At 72.9% G+C, this 22185-nt stretch carries 19 protein-coding genes and 1 pseudogene; 11 read left to right on the top strand and 9 right to left on the bottom strand.

Going from position 1 to position 22185, the window contains the following annotated elements; all coding sequences use genetic code 11:
- Positions 1-77 precede the first annotated feature (77 nt).
- Both EKO23_RS21085 and EKO23_RS21080 read right to left on the bottom strand, forming a co-directional pair.
- Positions 78-1226, bottom strand: coding sequence for an acyl-CoA dehydrogenase family protein (locus EKO23_RS21085; RefSeq protein WP_134720414.1), 1149 nt, complete (start codon positions 1224-1226; stop codon positions 78-80).
- A gap of 49 nt (positions 1227-1275) precedes the next feature.
- Positions 1276-2310, bottom strand: coding sequence for an LLM class F420-dependent oxidoreductase (locus tag EKO23_RS21080; protein WP_134720412.1), 1035 nt, complete (start codon positions 2308-2310; stop codon positions 1276-1278).
- 81 nt (positions 2311-2391) lie between these two features.
- Here EKO23_RS21080 and npdG point away from each other — a divergent pair, with 81 nt between their 5' ends.
- Positions 2392-3060, top strand: a complete 669-nt coding sequence (gene npdG / locus EKO23_RS21075) for an NADPH-dependent F420 reductase (RefSeq protein ID WP_134720410.1) — start codon at positions 2392-2394, stop codon at positions 3058-3060.
- Positions 3061-3622: 562 nt separating this feature from the next.
- On the opposite strand, the gene EKO23_RS21070 is transcribed toward npdG, so the two are convergent.
- On the bottom strand, positions 3623-5365 hold the full coding sequence (locus EKO23_RS21070; protein WP_134720408.1) for an ABC transporter ATP-binding protein: 1743 nt from the start codon (positions 5363-5365) through the stop codon (positions 3623-3625).
- A complete protein-coding gene (locus EKO23_RS21065; RefSeq protein WP_217702738.1) occupies positions 5362-7086 on the bottom strand; it encodes an ABC transporter ATP-binding protein in 1725 nt (574 codons plus the stop codon). The genes EKO23_RS21070 and EKO23_RS21065 overlap by 4 nt, the downstream gene beginning before the upstream one ends.
- 156 nt (positions 7087-7242) lie before the next feature.
- Here EKO23_RS21065 and EKO23_RS21060 point away from each other — a divergent pair, with 156 nt between their 5' ends.
- A complete protein-coding gene (locus tag EKO23_RS21060) occupies positions 7243-8784 on the top strand; it encodes a hypothetical protein (RefSeq protein WP_134720406.1) in 1542 nt (513 codons plus the stop codon).
- Between the two features lie 6 nt (positions 8785-8790).
- Here the strand turns inward: EKO23_RS21060 and EKO23_RS21055 are convergent, their stop codons facing one another.
- Complete coding sequence (locus EKO23_RS21055; protein ID WP_134720404.1) at positions 8791-9315, bottom strand: YbaK/EbsC family protein; 525 nt, start codon at positions 9313-9315, stop codon at positions 8791-8793.
- A gap of 157 nt (positions 9316-9472) precedes the next feature.
- Here EKO23_RS21055 and EKO23_RS21050 point away from each other — a divergent pair, with 157 nt between their 5' ends.
- The 3 genes and pseudogenes from EKO23_RS21050 to EKO23_RS26545 all read left to right on the top strand — a co-directional run bounded on the left by EKO23_RS21050 (position 9473) and on the right by EKO23_RS26545 (position 11691).
- Positions 9473-10618 carry a glycerophosphodiester phosphodiesterase family protein gene (locus tag EKO23_RS21050; protein WP_167880581.1) on the top strand — a complete coding sequence of 382 codons (1146 nt, stop codon included), beginning with the start codon at positions 9473-9475 and terminating at the stop codon, positions 10616-10618.
- Positions 10619-10756: 138 nt separating this feature from the next.
- Positions 10757-11257 (top strand): annotated as a pseudogene (locus tag EKO23_RS26550) (glycerophosphodiester phosphodiesterase family protein); the annotation flags it as partial.
- 95 nt (positions 11258-11352) lie between these two features.
- Positions 11353-11691, top strand: coding sequence for a glycerophosphodiester phosphodiesterase family protein (locus EKO23_RS26545; protein ID WP_342773625.1), 339 nt, complete (start codon positions 11353-11355; stop codon positions 11689-11691).
- A gap of 58 nt (positions 11692-11749) precedes the next feature.
- Here the strand turns inward: EKO23_RS26545 and EKO23_RS25455 are convergent, their stop codons facing one another.
- Both EKO23_RS25455 and EKO23_RS21035 read right to left on the bottom strand, forming a co-directional pair.
- Positions 11750-12316 (bottom strand): hypothetical protein, encoded by a 567-nt coding sequence (locus EKO23_RS25455; protein ID WP_167880580.1) that lies wholly within the window; start codon positions 12314-12316, stop codon positions 11750-11752.
- Entirely contained in the window at positions 12313-13758 is a 1446-nt protein-coding gene (locus EKO23_RS21035; RefSeq protein ID WP_134720398.1) for a PspC domain-containing protein, read from the bottom strand. Before EKO23_RS21035 ends, EKO23_RS25455 begins: the two co-directional genes overlap by 4 nt.
- A gap of 144 nt (positions 13759-13902) precedes the next feature.
- Here EKO23_RS21035 and EKO23_RS26295 point away from each other — a divergent pair, with 144 nt between their 5' ends.
- The 5 genes from EKO23_RS26295 to EKO23_RS21010 all read left to right on the top strand — a co-directional run bounded on the left by EKO23_RS26295 (position 13903) and on the right by EKO23_RS21010 (position 18232).
- Positions 13903-15168 carry an ATP-binding protein gene (locus EKO23_RS26295; RefSeq protein ID WP_246051218.1) on the top strand — a complete coding sequence of 422 codons (1266 nt, stop codon included), beginning with the start codon at positions 13903-13905 and terminating at the stop codon, positions 15166-15168.
- Between the two features lie 29 nt (positions 15169-15197).
- On the top strand, positions 15198-15794 hold the full coding sequence (locus tag EKO23_RS21025) for a LuxR C-terminal-related transcriptional regulator (protein WP_425464412.1): 597 nt from the start codon (positions 15198-15200) through the stop codon (positions 15792-15794).
- Between the two features lie 170 nt (positions 15795-15964).
- Positions 15965-17377 (top strand): APC family permease, encoded by a 1413-nt coding sequence (locus EKO23_RS21020; protein ID WP_217702736.1) that lies wholly within the window; start codon positions 15965-15967, stop codon positions 17375-17377.
- Positions 17378-17382: 5 nt separating this feature from the next.
- Entirely contained in the window at positions 17383-17850 is a 468-nt protein-coding gene (locus EKO23_RS21015) for a universal stress protein (RefSeq protein ID WP_134720416.1), read from the top strand.
- Positions 17851-17875: 25 nt separating this feature from the next.
- Positions 17876-18232, top strand: coding sequence for a hypothetical protein (locus tag EKO23_RS21010; protein WP_134720390.1), 357 nt, complete (start codon positions 17876-17878; stop codon positions 18230-18232).
- Positions 18233-18289: 57 nt separating this feature from the next.
- Here EKO23_RS21010 and EKO23_RS21005 read toward each other — a convergent pair whose 3' ends face one another.
- The gene (locus tag EKO23_RS21005) at positions 18290-18778 is read right to left on the bottom strand and encodes an XdhC family protein (RefSeq protein WP_134720388.1); all 489 of its coding nucleotides are present in this window, start codon (positions 18776-18778) and stop codon (positions 18290-18292) included.
- Positions 18779-18889: 111 nt separating this feature from the next.
- Positions 18890-20713 (bottom strand): flavin-containing monooxygenase, encoded by a 1824-nt coding sequence (locus tag EKO23_RS21000; RefSeq protein ID WP_134720386.1) that lies wholly within the window; start codon positions 20711-20713, stop codon positions 18890-18892.
- Positions 20714-20851: 138 nt separating this feature from the next.
- Between EKO23_RS21000 and EKO23_RS20995 the strand changes: the two genes are divergently transcribed.
- Entirely contained in the window at positions 20852-22075 is a 1224-nt protein-coding gene (locus EKO23_RS20995; protein WP_134720384.1) for a GAF domain-containing protein, read from the top strand.
- The last annotated feature ends 110 nt before the right edge of the window (positions 22076-22185 follow it).

Here is a 22185-nt window from a genome sequence, read left to right as displayed (position 1 = left end):
GTCCCGCCTTCGCACCTCCGCCTTGCCAGATCGGCGCGATATCCCGCTCGCGACGGCGCCGACGTGAGAGACGCACGCTACAACCCCAGGCTCCGACCGATGATCTCCTTCTGGATCTCGGTGGTGCCGCCGTAGATCGTCTGGACGCGGGAGTTCAGGAACGCCTGCGCGATGGGGTACTCGCTCATGTAGCCGTAGCCGCCGTGGAGCTGCACGCCGGTGTCGACGGTGCGTTTCTGGAGCTCGGTGGTCCACCACTTCGCCATCGACGCGGTCGAGGGGTCGAGCTCGCCGCGCACGTGCTTCGCGACGCAGTCGTCGACGAACACCCGGGCGATCCGGGCCTCGGTGGCCATCTCGGCGAGCACGAACCGGGTGTGCTGGAACGTCCCGATCGGGCGGCCGAACGCGGTGCGCTCCTTGACGTAGGCGAGGCACAGGTCAAGCACCTTCTCGACCGCGCCGACCGCGGCCAGCGCGATCGAGAGCCGCTCCTGGGAGAGGTTCGTCATCAGGTGCACGAAGCCCTCGCCCTCGTTGCCGAGCCGATTGGCCTTCGGCACCTTCACGTTGTCGAAGAACAGCTCGGCGGTGTCCTGCGCGTGCTGGCCGATCTTGTCGAGGTTGCGGCCGCGCTCGAAGCCCTCCATGCCGCGCTCGACCACCAGCAGGCTGATGCCCTGGTGGCCGGCGTCGGGGTCGGTGCGGCACACCACGATCACCAGGTCGGCGAGAATGCCGTTGGAGATGAACGTCTTCTGCCCGTTGAGCACGTAGTGGTCGCCGGCGTCGACCGCGGTGGTGCGGATGCCCTGGAGGTCCGAGCCGGCGCCGGGCTCGGTCATCGCGATCGCGGCGATCAGCTCGCCGCGGGCCAGCCCCGGGAACCAGCGGGCCTTCTGCTCGTCGTTCGCGGCGGCCACGAGGTAGGGCACGATCATGTCGTTGAACAGGGGGAATGCGCAGCCGTAGACGCCGCGCCTGGCCATCTCCTCGACGATGACCGCGTTGAAGCGGTAGTCGGTGGTGCCCCCACCGCCGTACTGCTCGTCGAGCTGGAGCCCGAGCAGCCCCTGCTCGCCGGCCTTGCGCCAGACCTCGCGGTCGACGATGCCGTCGGCCTCCCACTTCTCCTGGTGCGGCACGCACTCGCGCTCGAGGAACGCCGCGACACCGGCCCGGAAGTCCTCGTGCTCCTGCTCGTAGACGCTGCGGTCGAGGCTCATGCGAGGTCCCCGGCGAAGCGCGAGCGCAGCGAGTGGTTCGTGGGGGTGTTCATGAGGCGTCGACCAGCTCGCGCATCTGCGCGACCAGGGCCACCGGGTCCTCGGCCGCGGGCGTGATCTGCAGGTTGGTCACGCCGGCCTCCTTGAACGCCGCGACCCGCTCCGCGACGTACGACGCGGGGCCGACGAGGTTGCCCAGCTCCAGCATCTGGAGCGGCACCGCGGCCTCGGCCTCCTTCTTGTGGCCGTCGAGGTAGAGGTCCTGGATCTTCTTCGCCTCGGCCTCGAAGCCGTACTGGCAGGCGAGGTCGTTGTAGAAGTTCTTGCCCCGGGCGCCCATGCCGCCGACGTACAGGGCGACGAAGGGGCGGGCGAAGTCGAGCAGGCCCTTCACGTCCTCGCCGATCGCGCACATGCCGCCGGCCGAGATCTCCAGCGGCGCCAGTCCCTCCGCCCGCCGGGCGCGGCCCTTGTCCAGCGCCTCGCCCCAGACCTTCGGCGCCTGCTCGGGGAGGAAGAGGATCGGCAGCCAGCCGTCGGCGATGGCGGCGGTCTGCTCCACGGACCTCGCGCCGAGCGCCGCGACGTAGATCGGGACCGCGTCGCGCTCGGGGTGGGTGAGGATCTTCAGCGGCTTGCCGAGGCCGGTGCCCTGCCCGGGCGGCAGCGGGAGGTTGATGATGCCCTCGTTGGTGAGCACCTGGCGGCGCAGGCCGCGGCGCATCAGGTCGATGATCTCGCGGGTGCGCGCCAGCGGCTTGTCGTACGGGACGCCGTGCCAGCCCTCGATGACCTGGGGCCCGGACGCACCGAGACCGATGATCGCGCGGCCCCCGGACACGTTGTCGAGCCCGGCCGCGGTCTGGATCAGCGTGCCGGGCGTGCGGGAGTAGATGTTGAGGATCGCGGAGCCGATCTCGACCCGCTCGGTCTTGGCCGCGAGGTAGCCCATCAGGGTCGGGGAGTCGAAGCCGTAGGCCTCGGCGATCCAGACCGTGTCCAGCCCGGCCTGCTCGAGGGCGGCGACCTGGTCGGCGGCCTCGCGCGGGTTGCCGGCGTACATCAGGGGCAGGGAGAGCTTCATGTCCGGCAACTGTGACAGAATCACTGTCACGATCGCAAGGGTCCTCGACGGGCCGCTCGACCAGCTGGGGAAGGACGGCGCGTGACGACGTATCGCATCGCGGTGATCGGGGGCACCGGCCCGCAGGGCAAGGGCCTGGCCTACCGCTTCGCCCGGCACGGCCACGAGGTGGTGATCGGCTCGCGGACCGCGGAGAAGGCGGTGACGACCGCGCACGAGGTCGCCGACCGGCTCACCGCGGAGGGGCACGCGCCGGTGCTGTCCGGTGCCGCGAACGTCGAGGCAGCGGCCGGCGCCGAGGTGGTCCTGCTGTCGGTGCCGTACGACGGTCACGACGAGCTGGTCGCGTCGCTCGCGGACGCCCTCGCCGGCAAGGTCGTGGTCTCCTGCGTCAACCCGCTCGGGTTCGACAAGCGCGGCGCGTACGGGCTCGACCTCGAGCAGTCCGCCGCCGAGACCGCCAGCGGCCTGGCCCCGGACGCCCGCGTGGTCGGCGCGTTCCACCACGTCTCCGCGGTGTCGCTGTGGGGGGAGGAGGAGTACCTTGACCACGACGACGTGCTGGTCGTCGGCGACGACCGCGACGCCAAGGAGGTCGCGCAGGAGCTGGCCCGGGCGGTGACCTCGCGGATCGGGGTCGACGCCGGCAAGCTCCGGCTGGCCCGTCAGCTCGAGCCGCTCACGGCCGTCCTGATCTCCATCAACCGCACGTACAAGGTGCGCTCGGGCATCCGCATCACCGGCCTCTGACCCGTCGTCGAGTCGCGCCCCCCTGAGCGTTGAGTCGCGCCCCGCTGAGCGTTGAGTTGCGCCCCGCTGAGCGTTGAGTTGCGCCCCGCTGAGGGTTGAGTTGCGCCCCGCTGAGGGTTGAGTTGCGCCCCGCTGAGGGTTGAGTCGTGCCGGGCTGAGCGTTGAGTCGCGGATCCCTTGCAGTGCTGGTCAAGGGAGGCGCAACTCACTGCTCAGGGAGGCGCAACTCAACGAAGAGGGCGGGGCGAGGGCCAGGAATAGCGTGGTCCTGCGGGCCCGAGATCCGCAGGCCCCGTGGGCTCGACGTACCCGCCGGGACGCTGCCCGAAACCCATCCTCGCAGGTCGGGTTTCGAGACCCGTGTCGTTGAGTTGCGCCTCCCTGACTGGCGGGCGCCCAGGGAGGCGCTTCTCATCGCCCGGCGGGGCGCTCTTCTCATCGCCCAGGGAGGCGCTTCTCATCGCCCGGCGGGGCGCTCTTCTCATCGCCCAGGGAGGCGCGTCTCATCGCCCAGGGAGGCGCGTCTCATCGCTCAGGGAGGCGCGTCTCAACGGGGTGGGGGTCAGGTGCCGTTCCAGGAGCGCCAGAGCGCGGCGTAGGAACCGTCGGCGTGCACCAGCTCGTCGTGGCTGCCGAGCTCGGTGATCCGGCCGTCCTCGACCACCGCGACACGATCGGCGTCGTGCGCGGAGAACAGCCGGTGCGCGATCGCGATCACGGTCCGGCCGTGCAGCACCGCGGCCAGCGACCGCTCGAGGTGCCGGGCGGCGCGCGGGTCGATCAGCGAGGTCGCCTCGTCCAGCACCAGCGTGTGCGGGTCGGCCAGGACCAGCCGGGCCAGCGCCACCTGCTGCGCCTGGGCAGCGGTCAGGGAGCGACCCCCGGAGCCGACCGCCTCGTCGAGGCCGTCGGGCAGCGCGCGCACCCACTCCTCCGCGTCGACCGCCGCCAGCGCCGCCCAGATGTCCTCGTCGGTGGCGCCGGGCTTGGCGGCCAGCGCGAGGTTCTCGCGCATGCTGCCGACGAACACGTGGTGCTCCTGGGTGACCAGAGCGACGTGCCCACGCAGGTCGTCCAGCGGCAGCTCGGTCAGGCCGACCCCGCCCACGGTCACCGAGCCCGCGCCCGGCGGGTGGATGCCCGCGAGCAGCCGGCCCAGGGTCGACTTGCCGGCGCCGGACGGGCCGACCATCGCGATCCGTTCGCCGACGCCCACGGACAGGTCGACACCGTGCAGCACGTCGCGCCCCTCGACGTACGCGAACCGCACGTCCTCGGCGTCGAGCTTCTCGCCCTGCGGCTGCGCGCCGGTGGCGACCCGGTCGTCCGGCACCTGCGCGACGCCGAGCAGCCGGGCGAGCGAGGCCGCTCCGATCTGGAGCTCGTCCATGATCGCCACCACCCGGTCGACCGGGTCGATGAGCATCTGGACGTAGAGGGTGGCCGCGGTGACCTCGCCCAGCGACACCTGCCCTCGGGTGTAGAGCCAGCCGCCGAACAGCAGGGTCGCCACCGTCGGGAGCAGGTAGGCGATCTCCATCGACGGGAAGAACACGGTGCGCAGGCGCAGGGTGTACTTCTCGGCGTCGTAGGAGTCCCCGCAGTTGCCGTCGATGGTGCGGATCCGCTCGTCGCCGAGGCCGAGCGACTCGACGGTGCGTGCACCCTCGGTGCTCTCGGTGAGGGTCGCGCTGATCGCGGAGTACGTCGCGTTCTCGCGGAGGTAGCCGTCCTTCGCCCGGGCGAGGTACCACCGCAGCCCGATCACCAGCGGAGGGACGCCGAGCAGGCACGGCAGCAGCACCCACCAGCCCACCGTGATCGCGGCCACGAACGTGAGGGCCGCGGTGACCACCGCGATCGTCCACTCCGGCAGCGCCCAGCGCACCGACCAGCCGAGCTGGTCGACGTCGCGGGACGTGCGGGTGAGCAGGTCGCCGGAGCCGGCGGACTCCACGACCCCGACCGGCAGCGCCAGCGTGTTGTCGACGAAGTCCTCGCGCAGCTCGGCCAGCACCTGCTCGCCGAACGACTGCGAGACGTAGCGGGCGTAGCGGGTGAGCACGGTCTGCAGGACCAGGAACACCGCCAGCACCGCGATGATCGTGTCGACATGGCTGGTGGTGGTGCCGTTCTCGACCGACTCGACGAGGTCGCCGAGCAGCCGCGGCGCCGCCAGGGCGGCCAGGGCCGCCAGCGCGTGCAGCCCGATCATCAGCGCCACCTTGGTGCGGTGGTGCCGGGCCAGGTGCGCGGCGTACGCCCTGACGTCCCGGGAGCCCGCGACGGGGAGGACGGTGTTCATCGGGCCTCCTCCATCGCGGCCTCACGGGTGACGGTGGCGCGGTACGCCGGGTGGGTGTCGAGCAGCTCGCGGTGCGTGCCGGTGGCGACCACGCGGTCGCGGACCAGGAACGCGACCACGTCGGCCTCGTCCAGCATCAGCGGGCTGGAGGTGGTGACCACCGTGGTCCGGCCGGCCCGGTGCTCGCGGAGCCGGGCCGCGATCCGGGACTCGGTGTGGGCGTCGACCGCACTGGTCGGCTCGACCAGGACCAGGATCTCGGGGTCGGTCAGCAGTGCCCGCGCGAGCACCAGGCGCTGGCGCTGGCCGCCGGAGAAGGAGCGCCCCTTCTCCGCGACCTCGCCCTCGAGCCCGCCCTCGAGCGCCTCGAGGACGTCCTCCGCGCTCGCGGCGTGCAGGGCCAGCGCGATCGCCTCGTCGTCGGCGTCGGCCAGGGCGAGCCGGTCACGCAGCCGGCCCATGAAGAGGGAGGACCCGGTGTCGGACACGACCACGCGGGTCCGGACCTCCGACGGGTCCAGCCGGGTCAGCGGCACCCCGCCCAGCCGGACCTCGTCGTCGGGCTCCGGAGTGTGCAGGCCGAGCCGGTCCGCGAGGTGCGCCGAGTCGTCGGGCTGCTCGGACACGACCGCCGTCAGCAGGCCGGGGCGTGCGGAGAACCCGGTCCGGGTGTCGACCAGCGTCGACCCCACCGGGGGCGACGGCTCCGGTGTCGGCACCGGACGCAGGTCCGGCTCGAGCGCGAGCACCCGGCACACGCGGCGCGCGGCCACCCGGGCCCGGATCACCTTGTTGGCGTACTCGGTCGCGGTGCGCAGCGGCAGCAGCAGGAACGCGGCGTACCCGTAGAACGCGACCAGCTCGCCGGCCGAGATCCGCCCCTCGACGGCGTAGCGCGCGCCCAGCCAGACGACCACCACGACGAACAGCCCCGGCAGGAACACCTGCAGCGCGTCGAGCACCGACTGGACGCGGGCGACCCGGACGCCGGCGCGGCGGGTGCGCTGCGACTCGCGGCGGTAGCGGTCGAGGAAGACCTGCTCACCGCCGATCCCGCGCAGCACCCGGAGCCCGCTGACGATGTCGCTCGCGGTGTTGGAGAGCTCGCCCATGAGGTCCCGGTGCACCGCGCTGCGGCGCTGGAGCGGGGCGAGCAGCGGGCCGATCAGCAGCATCAGCGCGGGCATGCCGAGCAGCACCAGCAGGCCCAGCGTCGTGCTGGTCTGCAGGAGGATCACGCTGACCAGCACGAACGACACGATCGCCCCGGCGAAACGGGCGGTGACGTCCATGACCTGGCCGAGCGAGGACAGGTCGGTGTTGCCGATCGCGACCACCTCGCCGGTGCTCACCTTGCGCGGGAGGGTGCCGCCGAGCCGGACCACCTGGCGGGCGATGAGCTGGACGGTGCGGTACGCCGCGGTCAGGAAGTTGGTGACCGCGAACCGGTGTCGCATGATCCCGCTGACCGCCTGGACCAGGCCGATCGCGAACAGGATCCCGGCGTACCGCAGCAGCTCGGCGGAGTTCTTCGCGGCGACGCCGTCGTCGATGGCGCGGCCGATCACCGCCGGCATGACCGCCTGGGCGCTCATCCAGATGATGCCGAAGACCATCCCCATGACGAGCGTCCGCCACTGGCCTTTCGCCATCCACCACAAGAACCTGCCCGCCGACCGGTGGTCGGCGGTTCCGGGGTTCTCGAGAGGAAGCTGGCGCACCCTTTCACGGTACGGACGAGATCCTTCGATAGCGAACGGTTTTCGGGTGCCCCTCGTCACCCCGGACCGATCGCCCGGCGCCGGCTTCATCGACCCTTCATCCGGGCCCCCTAGCGTCGACGGGAGGGAGGCTCGGGCCCGGTCGAGGGAGGTGCGATGGGGGTCGGACAGCTGCCCCGGGCGGCCGCCGTACCGCTGGTGGTGGCGGCGGCCGCGACGGCTGCCCGGCTCCCGTTCGTGGGCCGCCCGCTGTCCTCGGACGAGGGCGGCTTCCTGCTGGTCGCAGGCCAGTGGTCGCCCGGACGGTCGCTGTACGGCAACTACTGGGTGGACCGCCCGCCGCTGCTGATCGCGTTCTTCGGCCTCGCGGACCGGCTCGGCGGGGCCGTGGCGCTGCGGCTGCTCGGCGCCGCGCTCGCTGCGGCTGCGGTGCTGCTCGCGGCCCGGGTGGGCCGGCTGGTCGCCGACCGGGTCGGCGCCGGTGACCCGCACCCGGCGGTCGTGGTCGCCGCGCTCACCAGCGGGGTGTTCCTGGCCAGCCCGCTGGTCGGGTCGTTCGAGGTGGACGGCGAGCTGGTCGCCGTACCGTTGGTGCTGCTCGGCCTGGTGCTCCTGCTGGAGGGCGACCGGGCCGCGCTCGGGCGCCGGCTCCCGGTGCGCAGGCTCCTGCTCCTGGTGGCCGCCGGCGTGGTGGGTGCGGCGGCGGCACTGGTCAAGCAGAACGAGCTGGACGTGCTGCTGGCCGCCGGGCCGCTGCTGGTCCTCGCCCGCGGTCCTGCCGGCCACCGGGCCGGCGTACGTCGCGTGGTCGCCGACCTGGCCGGCGTCGCGATCGGCGCCGTGGCCCTCACCGCGCTGGTGGTGCTGGCCGCCGACGTGCGCGGCACCGAGCCCGGCGCGCTCTGGGACGCGGTGGTGACGTTCCGCCTCCAGGCCGGGGAGGTGATCCGGGCCTCGGCCAGCGCCGCGACCGGCGAGCGGTTCCGGCGGGTGCTGGTGGCCGGCATCACCAGCGGCGCGGTGCTGCTGCCGGTCGTCATGGTGTTCGGCGCCCGGCGGTGGCGCCGCGGCCCTGCCGCGCCGGTGCTGTGGACGGCGCTGGTCGTCGTCGGCTGGGAGGTGTTCACGGTCGCGGCGGGCGGCAGCTACTGGCTGCACTACCTGGTGGCGCTGGTGCCCGGGCTGGTGCTCTGCGGCTCCCTGGCCGCCGCGTCGCCGGGCCGGCTGCGGATCGCGGCCGGCGCCGCGCTCGGGTACGCCGCGCTGGTCGCGACGGTGGCACTCGCCGTGCTGCTCGTGCACCCGGTGGGCCAGTCGAAGGACGGCGGTGTCGACACCTGGCTGGTCGCCCACGCCCGTCCCGGCGACACCGCGGTCGTGGCGTACGGCCATCCCGACATCCTCGAGTCGACGGGGATGAGCAGCCCCTACCCGGGCCTCTGGAGCCTGCCGGTGCGGGTGCGTGACCCGCGGCTGACCGACCTGGCCACCGTGCTCGCCGGCTCGGACCGCCCGACCTGGGTGGTCACGATGCGCGGACCCGGCACCACCTCGCTGGGCGGGTGGGGGATCGACCCGGCCCGGGCGCAGTCGCAGCTCGACGCGCACTACCGGTCGGTGGCCGAGGTCGACGGGCACCTCGTCTACCTCGAGCGCGGGATCCCGCTGGCGACGTCCGCCGCACGGGCGCCGGCGTGACCCGGGTCAGCCGGCGAGGTCCGGCAGCACCTCGGCGCCGGGGAGCTCGGCGAGCAGCGCCCCGGGCAGGAACAGCTTGGAGCGACGTACCCCGCTGCCCACGATCGCCCGGCCGATGCCGGTCACCCGCTCGTCGAGCAGCAACCGCCAGTCGGCGGGCAGCCCGAACGGCGTGATCCCGCCGTACTCCATGCCGGTCTCCTCGACCGCCCGGTCCATGGGGTGGAAGGACGCCTTGCGGACGTCGAGCGTGCGCTTGACCAGGTTGTTGACGTCCGCGCGGGTGTCCGCCCGGACCAGGCAGGCCGCGATCCGCTCCTCGCCGGCCCGCTTGCCGCTGACCACGACGCAGTTCGCGCTGTCGAGCAGCGAGAGCCCGTAGGCCTCGGTCATCGCGGCGGTGTCGGCGAGGTCGGGCTCGATCGCGGCGACCTGCACCCGGTCGGCGTACGGCCAGTCGGCCAGCGCCTTCGCGACCGGGCCGCCGACCAGGTCGAGGTGGTCGAGGGCGGGCAGCATCTCGAGGTCCATGCCGGTCATCGTGTCATCCGGCCGCAATTGCAGCCGCGTGACAGATTTTCGGGACCGGGATGTGTCATACGGCTGCAATTGCGGAGTTCCGGCACCGCTCGCCGGTTCGTCACCCGGGCTTCACCGGTACGACGCCCGGACCTGCTGCCCTGAACGCGTGGCCGAGCTGTCCGTGGAGCGCCGAACCCGCGCCCGGGGGAGACGGCCGGCCACGCCCACCTCTCCCGCCCACCGGAGCCTGGTCGTCACGCCGGCCGTGGTGGCCCACCGCGGGGCCAGCGGCTACCGGCCCGAGCACACGCTCGACGCCTACCGGCTGGCGATCCGCATGGGCGTCGACGACATCGAGCTCGACCTGGTCGCCACGAAGGACGGCGTGCTGGTCGCCCGGCACGAGGCCGAGCTGTCCGTGACCACGGACGTCGCCGACCACCCCGAGCTCGCCGACCGGCGCACCAGGCGGCGGCTGGACGGCGTCGAGCGCGACGGCTGGTTCGTCGAGGACTTCACGCTCGCGGAGCTCAAGCGGCTGGCCGCCCGCGAGCGGCACCCGGAGCTGCGGCCCGGCAGCGCGACGTACGACCGGACCGCCGGCATCCCCACCTTCAACGAGGTGCTGGCGATGGTGCACGCCGAGTCCGTCCGTGCCGGCCGCACCGTCGGCGTGATGGCCGAGCTCAAGCACGCCGCCCACCACGACACGCTCGGGCTGCCGATGGACCGGGCGCTGCTGGCCGACCTCCGCCGGCACGGGCTCGACCACCCGCGCTCGCGGGTGACGGTGATGTCCTTCGAGCCCACGGTCCTGCGCCGCCTCGCCCGGCAGACCACGATCCCCCTCGTGCAGCTCCTCGACGACGCCGACCGGACCCCGCCGGACCTGCGCGCCGCCGGCGACCGGACGACGTACGGCGACCTGTGCACGGCCGAGGGCCTGGCCACGATCGACGAGTACGCCGACGGCATCGGGCCCCGGTCCACGCTGGTGCTGCCCCGCGACGCGGACGGCGCGTGCGGTGATCCGTCCGGCCTGGTCCGGGCCGCGCACCGGCTCTGGCTGACCGTGCACGTGTGGACGCTGCGGCTGGAGAACCGCTACCTGCCCACGAACCTGCGCGGCCCCGGAGGCCCGGCCGACCCGGGCGACCTCGCGGCCGAGGCCCGGCTGCTGCTCGGCGCCGGGGTCGACGGCCTGATCACCGACCACCCCGACCTGCTTCTCGACCTGCTCGACGAGCGCTCACCGGGCGTTCACCGGACCCCGGCGCCCCGGACACCCGTGACCACGTCGCTGGGGGCATGAAGCGCCTTCTCGGAACGGCCGTGCTGGCCGTCGTCGCCCCCCTTCCTCTTCACCCCCACCTCCTCCGCCGCGGCTCCCGTTGCCGCCCCGACGGATCCGGCCGCCCCGGCTGCCAAGCCGAAGCTCGCGTCGTACCGCCTGGCCGTCCGCCTGGGCGCCGACTGCATCGAGCCCGACCTGGTCTCCACCAAGGACGGCGTGCTGGTCGCCCGCCACGAGAACGAGATCGGCGGCACCACCGACGTCGCCGCCCGCCCGGAGTTCGCGTCCCGCCGCACGACGAAGACCATCGACGGTCGGCCGGTGACCGGCTGGTTCACCGAGGACTTCACCCTGGCCGAGCCGAAGACGCTGCGCGCGAAGGAGCGGCTGCCGCAGGTGCGCGCCGACAACACCCGGTACGACGGCCGGTTCGAGGTGCCGACCCTGGACGAGGTGCTCGACCTCGCGGCCGCGGAGGCGAAGCGCACCGGGCGCACGATCGGCGTCTACCCCGAGACCAAGCACCCGACGTACTTCGACTCCATCGGGCTGTCCCTCGAGGAGCCGCTGGTGCGCGCGCGGAAGCGGCACCACCTCGACCGCAGGAACGCGAAGGTGATCCTGCAGTCGTTCGAGACCGCCAACCTGCGTGACCTCGACCGGATGACGACCGTGCCGCTGGCGCAGCTCGTCGACGCGTCGGGGGGCCGTACAACCTCGTCGCGCAGGGCGACCCGCGCACCTACCGCGACCTGGTCACCCCGGCCGGGCTGCGCGAGATCGCGACGTACGCCGACGGGGTGGGGGCGCACAAGGACCTGGTGCTCCCGCGCAACGCGGCCGGTGCCACCACCGAGCCGTCGTCCGTGGTCCGCGACGCCCATGCGGCGGGGCTGGTCGTGCACGTGTGGACGGTCCGCGACGAGAACCAGTTCATGGCCACGAACTTCCGCCGCGGCACCGACCCGAACGCCAAGGGCGACTCGTTCGCCGAGTCCCGGGCGTTCCTCGACGCCGGCGTCGACGGGATCTTCTCCGACCAGCCGGACACCCTGTTCCAGGCCCGTGAGGAGTGGCTCGTCAACCGCTGACCACACGCAACCGGCGCTTCCCACGCAGTACCTCGCGTGGGAAGCGCCGGTTGCGCAGTCAACGGGTGACGTCGCGCCGGCGGCGACCGCCGAGGGTGGTGGCGAGCAGGCCGGCGGCACCGGCGAGCACCCAGGGGATCGGGAGCAGCCAGCGGATGTCGTCGTTGTCGATGACGTCGCCAACGACCAGGGCCCAGATCCCGACCAGGCCGGCGAAGGCCAGGCCCATCACCAGATGGCCCACGTTGACCGGGTGCCGGCCCGAGCGTGGCCGGTCGTCGGCGGGGGCGTGGTACGCCGCCCGGGCCGACGCCCAGGCCGAGGCGTGCGGGTCGTCGACCCGGTCGTCGGCACCGTCGCCGGCACCGTCGTCGGCACCGTCGTGGCCCAGGGTGAACGGCTCCCGGATGGCGGCGGCCAGCTCCTCGGCGGACGTGTCGGCAGGCTCGGCCACGGGCCCGGCGGCCGGCTCGGCGGCCGGTTCCGTCCGCCCGGTCTCCAGCACCGTGGTGGGCTCGTCGTCCGGGGTCGGGGCCGGGTTCCGGTCCGGGGTGCGGTCCTGCTCGTCCATGGGGGTCTCCTCGCTCGTCGGCTCGTCCTGGGGGGTGGGCTCCTTCTCGCTCATCGGGTCCTCACCTCCACCTCGCCGACGCCGACCCACGCCTCCAGGTCGAGCTGCGGGGCACCGACGCCGCCGTCGACGGAGGCACGCTCCTCGACGTTCACGCCGCCCTTGTCGCCGCCGAGGATCGACAGGTGCCCGGGGCCGTCGGTGTGCGCGTCGATCGCGACGTCCACGCCGTCCGGCAGCACCACCTCGACCCGGCCCATGCCGGCGTGCACCTGGATGTCACGGCCGTCGAGGTTCTCGACGTCGCGGACCCGGGAGAGGTCGACGATCACCTCGCCGGAGTCCAGCGAGTAGGAGTCGTCCACCTGCGCGGCGGTCAGGGGGGTCTTGTCGATGCGTCCACCGTCGTACTCCCCGGCCACGGTCGCCCCGACCGTCACCAGCGTGGCGAGCAGGCCGACCAGGATCAGTCCGCCGGCCCGTCCGTAGAATGCGCCGACCAGCAGCATCAGGGCGGTGATGCCGAGAGCCAGGGCCGGGTACGCCGAGTCGACCACCGGCACGCCGGCCAGGTCGAGGGTGCCCAGCACGCCCTCGGCCAGGAGGATCAGCGCGAGCGTGAACCAGAACAGGATCGGGCCGGCCTTGCGCGGGTCACGCGGGCGGGGTCGCGGCGGTGCGTAGTACGCCGGGTGGACCGGTCCCGCCGGTGCCGCGGCCGAGGTGTACGGCGTGCCCGGGGTGCCGGCGTACGGCGCGGGGCCGGGGGCCCGAACCGGCGCCGACGGACCTGCCGACGGACCTGCCGACGGAGCCGCGGTCGAGCCGGCGCCACCCGACGGCGGAGCGACCGGGGCCGAGGTCGACGGTGCGCCGGCCTGGGCCGCGGCCTGCGCGGCGGTGGCCTGGGCCGTCGCGGCCTGGGCAGCACCCGGCGCGCCCGGCCCCGGCGTACCGACCCAGCCGGACATGGTGCCGCGCTGGTAGTAGCCGGCCGGCGGCGGCGTCCAGCTCCCCCGGTTGGCCCGCCGCGCCCGGCGGCGCTCGCGGCTGGTGATCAGCACCCACGCGATCAGGCCGAGGAAGATCAGCGGCCAGGGGAACCAGCCGGGCCCGCCCCACACGTCGCCGGCGGTGAGCAGGGCCGCGAGGATCCCGATGCCGATCAGCGCGACGTTGCGGGTGCGGGCGTCGAGGTCGAAGACGGCCTCGTCGGTGTCCTCCTCGGGGACCAGCAGCCAGAGGGCGCCGTAGGCCATCAGGCCGGCCCCTCCGAAGAACGTGAGCACCACGAACGCGACGCGGATGATCACCGGGTCGATGTCGAGGTGCCGGCCGAGGCCACCGGCCACTCCGGCCACGTGGCGGTCGGTGCGGCTGCGGCGCAGGCGGGCGAGGTCGCGCATCTCGTCGCCGGTCACCCGGGGGCCGCCGTGGCTGCCCGGGCCCGAGGACTGCTGCGGCTCGTGGGGAGCGTCAGGCGGTGTCGTGGTCATGTACTCAACAGTGTCTCCCGAACGCCCCCGGGACCATCGGGGACGACCCTGATCGTCACCGGGGAGCCGCGGTGGCCGGTCAGGGTCGGCTCGGGGTCGATCCTCATGGTCCGGCCCCGGGCGCTGTGTGACGATGAGAGCACGATGACCACCACCGCGCCGTACGAGCCGCGCCGGGCCACCCGTGACACCTCCGACTCCTACCTCGGTGGTGTCGCCTCGGGACTCGCCCGGCACCTCGGCCTGCCCGTGCTCTGGGTGCGCGTGGCGTTCGTGGTGAGCGCCGCGCTCGGCGGGCTCGGGGCCGCGTTCTACGCCGGCCTCTGGATGGTGCTGCCGACCGACGACAAGTTCAACCGGGCCGCTCCGGGCCTCGAGGCGGCCAGCCGCGACGGTCGCCGGCCGGGCGCCGTGCGCCGGTTCGTCGACGTCGGCCCGATGATCGCGCTGGCCGCGCTGGGCATCGGCATCGTGCTCGCCTTCGAGACCACGTTCGGCCGCGGCGCCCTGTTCTGGCCGGTCGTGATCGGCATCGGCGGCGTGGTGCTGATCTGGCGCCAGGCCGACGAGGCGCAGCGCGAGCGCTGGCTCGACACCACCGGCCGGATCGACCCGCTGCGGGCGCTGGTCGGCCGGGGCACCTGGGCGTCGTACGCCCGGCTGTTCGCGGGGGGCCTGCTGATCCTCACCGCGTTCGCGGTGTTCGCGTTCCGCACCGGCCAGCTCGGCGCCGCCCGCGAGATCCTGGTCGCCGGCCTGCTCGGCGTCGTCGGCCTCGCGATCGCGATCGGGCCGTGGGTGTTCCGGCTGGCCTCCGACCTCGCCGACGAGCGGGCCGAGCGGGTGCGCAGCCAGGAGCGCGCCGACGTCGCCGCACACCTGCACGACTCGGTGCTGCAGACCCTCGCCCTGATCCAGAAGAACGCCCACGACGCCCCGACCGTGGCCCGCCTGGCCCGCGCCCAGGAGCGCGACCTCCGGACCTGGCTGTTCGAGGAGCACAGCATCGACGGCACCCACCTCGCCTCCGCGCTGCGCGGCCTGGCCGCGGAGGTCGAGGCCGGCCGCCAGGTGGTGGTCGAGGTGGTCACCGTCGGCGACCTCACCCTCACCGAGGCCTACGCCCCGTTGCTGCGCGCCACCCGCGAGGCGGTCACCAACGCCGCCAAGCACGCCGGCACCGGCAAGGTCGACGTGTACGCCGAGGTGTCGCCGCAGGCCGTCGAGGTCTTCGTCAAGGACCGGGGCGTCGGATTCGACCCGGCCACCATCGCCGCGGACCGGCACGGCGTCCGTGGCAGCATCATCGACCGCATGGAGCGCCACGGCGGGACCGCCGAGGTGCGCAGCACGCCCGGGGAGGGCACCGAGGTGGTGCTCCGGATGCCGGTGCAGGAGGAGAAGCAGTGACCACTGTCGTCATCGTGGATGACCACGCCATGTTCCGTGCCGGGGTGCGCGCCGAGCTCGGCACCGACGTCGACGTCGTGGCCGAGGCGGAGGACGTCGACACCGCGATCGCCGCGATCTCCGCCCACCGGCCCGAGGTCGTGCTGCTCGACGTCCACCTGCCCGGCGGTGGGGGCGTCGAGGTGATGCGCCGGCTCGGCCCCACCGACACGAAGTTCCTCGCGCTCTCCGTCAGCGACGCGGCCGAGGACGTGATCGGCACCATCCGCGGCGGTGCCCGCGGGTACGTCACCAAGACCATCACCGGCCCCGAGCTGGTCGACGCGATCCGCCGGGTCGCCGACGGCGACGCCGTGTTCTCGCCGCGGCTGGCCGGCTTCGTGCTCGACGCGTTCGCCGGCTCCATCGAGGTCGCCGCCGTCGACGAGGACCTCGACCGGCTCACCGAGCGGGAGCGCGAGGTGATGCGGCTGATCGCCCGCGGCTACGCCTACAAGGAGGTCGCGAAGGAGCTGTTCATCTCCATCAAGACCGTCGAGACCCACATGTCCAGCGTGCTGCGCAAGCTCCAGCTCTCCAGCCGGCACGAGCTCACGAGGTGGGCTTCGGACCGAAGGCTTCTCTAGGTGGGTGCCGGGGGTGCGGCGAGCGACCGCAGGCTGCTCGAGGGAGGCAGAACCCGCCGGCGCATGATCCGCCGACGACCGGGCACGACGCCGGGAACTGCCGGACGATGCCGGGCCCCGCCCGGCCGGAAGCGAGGCCTCCCGTGCCCGACACATCCACCCGAGAATCCGTGCCCGACGCCCCTGAGGACCAGCTCAAGCGGTCCATCACGGGGCGTCTGCTCTTCTTCTACGTCCTCGGCGACGTGCTGGGCTCCGGCATCTACGTCCTCATCGGCGCCGTGGCCGGGGCGGTGGGCGGCGCGTTCTGGATCGCGTTCGCAGTCGGCGTCTCGATCGCCACCATCACCGGCCTGGCCTACGCCGAGCTGGTCACCAAGTACCCCCGCGCCGCCGGCGCCGCGCTCTACGTCAACAAGGCGTTCCGCAACAAGGCGCTGACCTTCCTGGTCACGATCTCGTTCCTGTCGGCGAGCTTCGCCGCGTCGGGCTCGCTGGCGTCGGGCTTCGCGAAGTACTTCGCCGAGGTGTGGGACCTCCCGCCGGCGCTGCTGGTCACGATCCTGTTCGTGCTGGTGCTGAGCATCGTCAACTACATCGGCATCACCGAGTCCGTGGTCGTCAACATGCTCATGACGTTCGTCGAGGTCGCCGGCCTGGTCATCATCATGGGCATCGGCCTCTGGTACGTCGTCGAGGGCAACGCGCACTTCGGCACCCTCACCGAGTTCACCACCGAGGGCAACGAGATCTTCGCGGTGGTGGCCGGCGTAGCGCTGGCGTTCTTCGCGATGACCGGCTTCGAGAACGCCGCGAACGTCGCCGAGGAGACCATCGCCCCGAAGAAGACGTTTCCGCGGGCGCTGGTCGGTGGCATGGTCGCCGCCGGGGTGATCTACGTGCTGGTCGCGATGACCGCCGCGCTCACCGTCGACATCCCGGTGCTCGCCGACTCCGACGCCGCGCTGCTGGAGGTGGTGCGTGAAGGCATCATCCCGGTGCCGGTCGGCGTGATGACGATCCTCTTCGCCTGCATCGCGATGATCGCGATCACCAACACCACGCTGGTCTCGGTCGTCACCCAGTCGCGGATCCTCTACGGCATGGCCCGGGAGGACGTCGTACCCGGCGTGTTCGCGAAGATCCACCCCGAGCGCCGCAGCCCGTGGGTCGGCCTGGTGTTCAGCTTCGTGGTGGTGGCGGCCCTGCTGGTGGTCGGCGACGTGATCGTGCGGGCCGGCGGCGAGGACGTGGTGTCCCGGCTGGCCACCGTGACCGTGGTGTTCCTGCTGTTCATCTACGCCCTCGTGATCGTCTCCGCGCTCAAGCTGCGTGGGCAGGACGAGTCCGAGGAGACCTTCCGCGCCAACACCGGGCTGCTCCTGGTCGGCCTGGTCGGCAACGCGGTCCTGCTGGCCTACGTCGTGATCGACGACCCCAGCTCGCTGTACTGGGTGGGCGGCCTGCTCGCGATCGGCGTCGGGCTGTTCGTCGTCGAGTACCTCTTCGGCAGTCGCGACCGGCCCGCCGGCCGCGAACGCGGCGAGCCCGACCCGACCGACGACCTGATGAAGGGAGCGTGAGCGCGATGCACGTCGTCGTCGCCACCGACGGATCCCGGCAGTCGCTGGCTGCCGCGAAGAAGCTCAAGGAGTTCGCCGACCCGGACCGGATCACCGACATCTCGGTGGTCGCGGTGCTGCGGCCGCTGGCGGCGGTCGCGTTCGCCGACGACCTCGACGACAAGCGGAAGGCCGTCGACGAGGTCTCGTTCAAGGCGGCGGCCGAGAGCGCGGTCGCCGCGGTCGCCGCGACGTACGACGGGTGGGGGCCGAAGGTGCACAGGAAGATCCGCAGCGGGTCCCCAGCCAAGGAGATCATCCGGCTCGCCGACTCCGTGGGCGCCGGGCTGATCGTGGTCGCCAACGGCAGCCGCGGGCTCAGCGACACCGTCCTCATGGGCAGCACCGCCCAGCGGGTGCAGCACTACGCGCCCTGCCCGGTGCTGGTCGTGAGACCCACGCCACGCAAGCCGAGGAGGGGTGGCAAGGGCTGAGGAGCCGCTGGCTACCCTCCACGCCATGGAGACGCTGCGCCTGGTCCTGCTGTTCGTGCACATCCTCGGCTTCGCCGCCCTGATCGGGGGGTTGCTCGTCCAGGTCGGGCCCGGCGAGAAGCGGGTGAACGGCCCCATGCGCGACGGCGCAGGCACCGCTTTCCTGGCCGGCCTCGCGCTGGTGGGCGTGCTCGAGGCCGGCGACGGCGACGTCAACCACGCGAAGATCGGCGTCAAGGCGCTGGTCGGCCTGGTGGTTCTCGTGCTGGTGATGGCCAACCTGCGCAAGGAGCGGATCTCCGACGCGATCTTCTACACGATCCTCGGGCTGAGCGTCCTCAACGTGGCGGTCGCGGTCTTCTGGTCGCCGGTCCACTCCTGATCACCAGTCGTCCGCCTCACGGGGGTCCAGGGACCCTCCTGAGGCGGACGACCCGGGTCAGCCGCCGGGGCAGTACGCCGACCCCGGCTCCTGGTCCGGGTGGATCGCGCCGTCCCGGGTGCTGATCGAGCCGACCGCGGACGCCGCGCCCCGGCGTACGGCCACCATCTCGGCGAGGATCGACACCGCGATCTCGCCGGGCTGGTCAGCGCCGATGTCGAGCCCGATCGGCGCCCGGAGCGCGGCCAGCGCCTGCTCGGTGACGCCGTTGTCGAGCAGCCACTCGCGGCGCCGGGCCTGGGTGCGCCGCGACCCCATCGCTCCGACGTACGGCGTCCCTGCCTCGAGCGCGGCCCGGATCGCCGGCCCGTCGGTGCCGTCGTGGTGGCTGAGCACGACGACCGCGTCGGCCACCCCCAGCGCACCCGCCACCTCGTCGAGGTCGGTGGTCGTGGTCGGCGACCAGCCCAGCGCCGCGACCATCGGGGTGAGCACCGCGGCCACCGGCCCGTCGCCCACGATCAGCACCTGCACGTCGTCGCCCATGCCGCCAGTATCGCCCCGCCCGCACAGCTGTAACGCGGTGTTCTTGTCACTCCGCACGTGGTCGAACACGTGCCAAGCGACAAGAACACCGCGTTACATGGCGTGGCGGGATCAGGACGTGTGGTGCACCTCCTGCAGGTGGAAGACCGGGGTCGCGATGCCCTCGTAGCGGGCCTTGAGCTGCAGCGCGAGGTAGAGCGAGTAGTGCCGGGACTGGTGCAGGTTGCCGCCGTGCATCCAGAGGCTCGGCACCTGGGTGGGCTTCCACATGTTGCGCTGCTCGCCCTCCCACGGACCCGGGTCCTTGGTGGTGTCGGAGCCGAGGCCCCAGCACTTGCCGAGCCGGTCCGCGGTGTCCTGGTCGATGAGGTCGGCGACCCAGCCGTTCATCGAGCCGTAGCCGGTCGCGAACACCACCAGGTCGGCCGGCAGCTCGGTGCCGTCCGCGAGCTTCACGGAGTCCTCGGTCAGCTCGACCACCTGCCCGTGCGCCAGCTTCACGTCGCCGTTGGCCACCAGGTCGGCGGCGCCCACGTCGATGTAGTAGCCGGACCCGCGGCGGAGGTACTTCATGAACAGCCCGGAGCCGTCGTCGCCCCAGTCGTGCTGGAAGCCGGACTTCTCCAGCCGCTCGTAGAAGTCCTTGTCCCGCTCGGCCATCGCCTCGTACGCCGGGATCTGGAACTCGTGCAGGATCCGGTAGGGGAGCGAGGCGAAGATCAGGTCGGCCTTCTCCGTGGTGACGCCGTTGCGCAGCGCCCGCTCGGAGTAGAGGTCGCCGAGGCCGATGTCCATGAGCGAGTCGCTCTTGACGATGTGGGTCGACGAGCGCTGCACCATCGTGACGTCGACGTCGTTCTCCCAGAGCGCGCCGCAGATGTCGAACGACGAGTTGTTGCTGCCGATCACCACCGCCCTCTTGCCGCGGTAGGCGTCCGGCCCGGGGTGCGCGGAGGAGTGGTGGACGTCGCCGCGGAAGACGTCGGTGCCGGGCACGGCGGGCAGGTTGGGCTTGCCGGACATGCCGGTGGCGAACACGAGCTGCTTCGGCCGCAGGGTGAGCGCCTTCCCCTCCCGCTCCACCTGGACGGTCCACTCGCCGGTCTCCTCCGACCAGTGTGCGCTGGTGGCGACGGTGTCCGACCAGTACGGCACCTCCATCACCCGCGTGTAGAACTCCAGCCAGTCGCCGATCTTGTCCTTGGGGGCGAACACCGGCCAGTTGTCCGGGAACTTGAGGTAGGGCAGGTGGTCGTACCAGACCGGGTCGTGCAGGCACAGCGACTTGTAGCGGTTGCGCCACTGGTCGCCGGGCCGCGGGTGCTTGTCGATGACCAGGCTCGGTACGCCGAGCTGCCGGAGCCGGGCACCGAGCGCGATGCCGCCCTGGCCGCCGCCGATCACCAGCACGTAGGGCTGCACGGTGCTGCCCAGGCTCTCCGCCTCGGCCTGCCGGCGCTCCTTCCAGGTGGTGCGCTCCTTGGTCGCGCCGTGCTCGGCGCCCATCGGCCGGTGGTCGTTCAGGGGCTCCTCGTGGCCCTTGAGCTCGTAGAGCGTGGTGAGCAGGGTCCAGGCGCCCTCCTCGGTCAGCCGGAGCAGCCCGCGCCCGCGACCGACCGCGGTCTCGAACGTGATCCAGGCCGTGGTGACGCCGTCGGCCTCCTCCGGTGGCTCGCTGGTCGCGAACCCGCTCGGGTCGGTGGCCGCCAGGGTGCTCTCGAGCAGCTCCCGGACGCCGTCCCGGTTCTCGACGGTGGTGATGTTCCACGAGAACGCGATCAGGTCGCGCCAGAAGCTCGTGGTCGCGAACATCTCGCTGGCCCGCTCGACGTCGCGGTCCCGCAGGGCCTGCTCGAACCCGGCGAGCCAGGCGTCGACGCGCTGCTGCGGCGTCTCGCCACCGGTCGTGGCCGGCTTGTCCAGGGTCTGGGTCATGGTTCCTCCTTCGCCTACGCTGTGTGAGGCAGCACACAGCGCGGGCCGGGTGGTCCGGAAGGGTTGCAGCGGGTTGCATCGGGTCGGCGGTCCGGCCCGGGCCTCCCGGGTGCGGCCATCGGCACGAGGGAGCACGACGTGGTCGACGAGGTCGAGCGCGGCCGGCACCGGACCCGGGACGCGGTCCTGACCGGCGCCTCCGGTGCGCCCGCACCGCGCACCGAGATCGCCGCGTCGTGGCGCCGGGTCGCCGCAAGCGGGGTGGACCCCGGCGGCGGGCCGAGCATCGCGCCGCTGTCGGAGGCCGACCTCGAGCGCCGCCGTACGACGAGCGGACTGGGCGACCGCATGCCCGGGCTGACCCACGCGCTCTCGTCGGCCGTCGACGCCGGGCAGCTGGTCGTGGTCACCGACCCGGAGGGGCGGGTGCTGTGGCAGGTCGGGAACGCCGGCGTACGACGGCTGGCCGACCGCCTCGGCTTCGTCGGCGGCTCCGCCTGGACCGAGGGCAACGTCGGCACCAACGCGATCGGGACGGCGCTGGTGCTCGGCGAGCCGGTGCAGATCCGCGGCGCCGAGCACTTCGTCGAGTCGCACACGTTCTGGGGCTGTGCCGCCGCGCCGCTCACCGACCCGTGGACCGGCGCGACGCTCGGCGTGGTCGACGTCAGCGGCCCCTCGCGCACCCTGCACCCGGCCGAGCTCGGGCTGGTCACGCTGGCCGCGCGCCTGACCGGGCTGGAGGCGGTCGAACAGCGCCGGGCGTCGCTGGACCGGCTGCGCAGCCTGGCCGCGCCGATGCTGGCCCGCATGGACGGCCAGGCGCTGGTGGTCGACGACGCGGGCCACACCGCCCTGGCGACCGGGCTCCAGGCCCCCGACCGGGTCACCCTGCCGACCGGGATGGAGGTCGGCGAGATCTGGGTGCCGAGCCTCGGCGCGGCCACCGCCGAGCCGCTGCCGGGTGGCTGGCTGCTGCGGCTCGGCGAGCGCCGGACCGGGCGTACCACGCTCGAGGTCGACCTCATCGGGAGGCCCGAGGTCCGGGTCTTCGGCGAGACCGGGAGCTGGCGGCACGAGCTCACCCCGCGGCACGCCGAGCTGATGGCGGCGTTGGTGGCGGCCGGCGCCGAGGGTCGCACCGCGGCCGGGCTGGCCGAGGACCTGTTCGCGGACCCGACCCGGGTGGTCACGGTCCGCGCGGAGCTGTCCCGGCTCCGCCGCGGCCTCGGCGGCACCCTGCTCGCGCAGCCCTACCGGATCGCTCCCGGCGTGGCCGCCCGGCTGCTGCTGCCCGACGACCGCCGTACCCTGCTCCCCGGCTCCTCCGCCCCCGTCGTGCTCCGTCTCCGCGCCGCCTGACCTTCTATCGGACACCTCCGCTGTAACGCGGTGTTCATGTCACTTCGCACGCGGTCGAACACGTGCTGAGTGACACGAACACCGCGTTACAAGGGGACGCGGCGGACGTC

Origin of the sequence: Nocardioides guangzhouensis (assembly GCF_004519545.1) — a bacterium.
GTDB lineage: Bacteria > Actinomycetota > Actinomycetes > Propionibacteriales > Nocardioidaceae > Nocardioides > Nocardioides guangzhouensis.
This window is presented reverse-complemented; position numbering and strand designations above follow the sequence as displayed.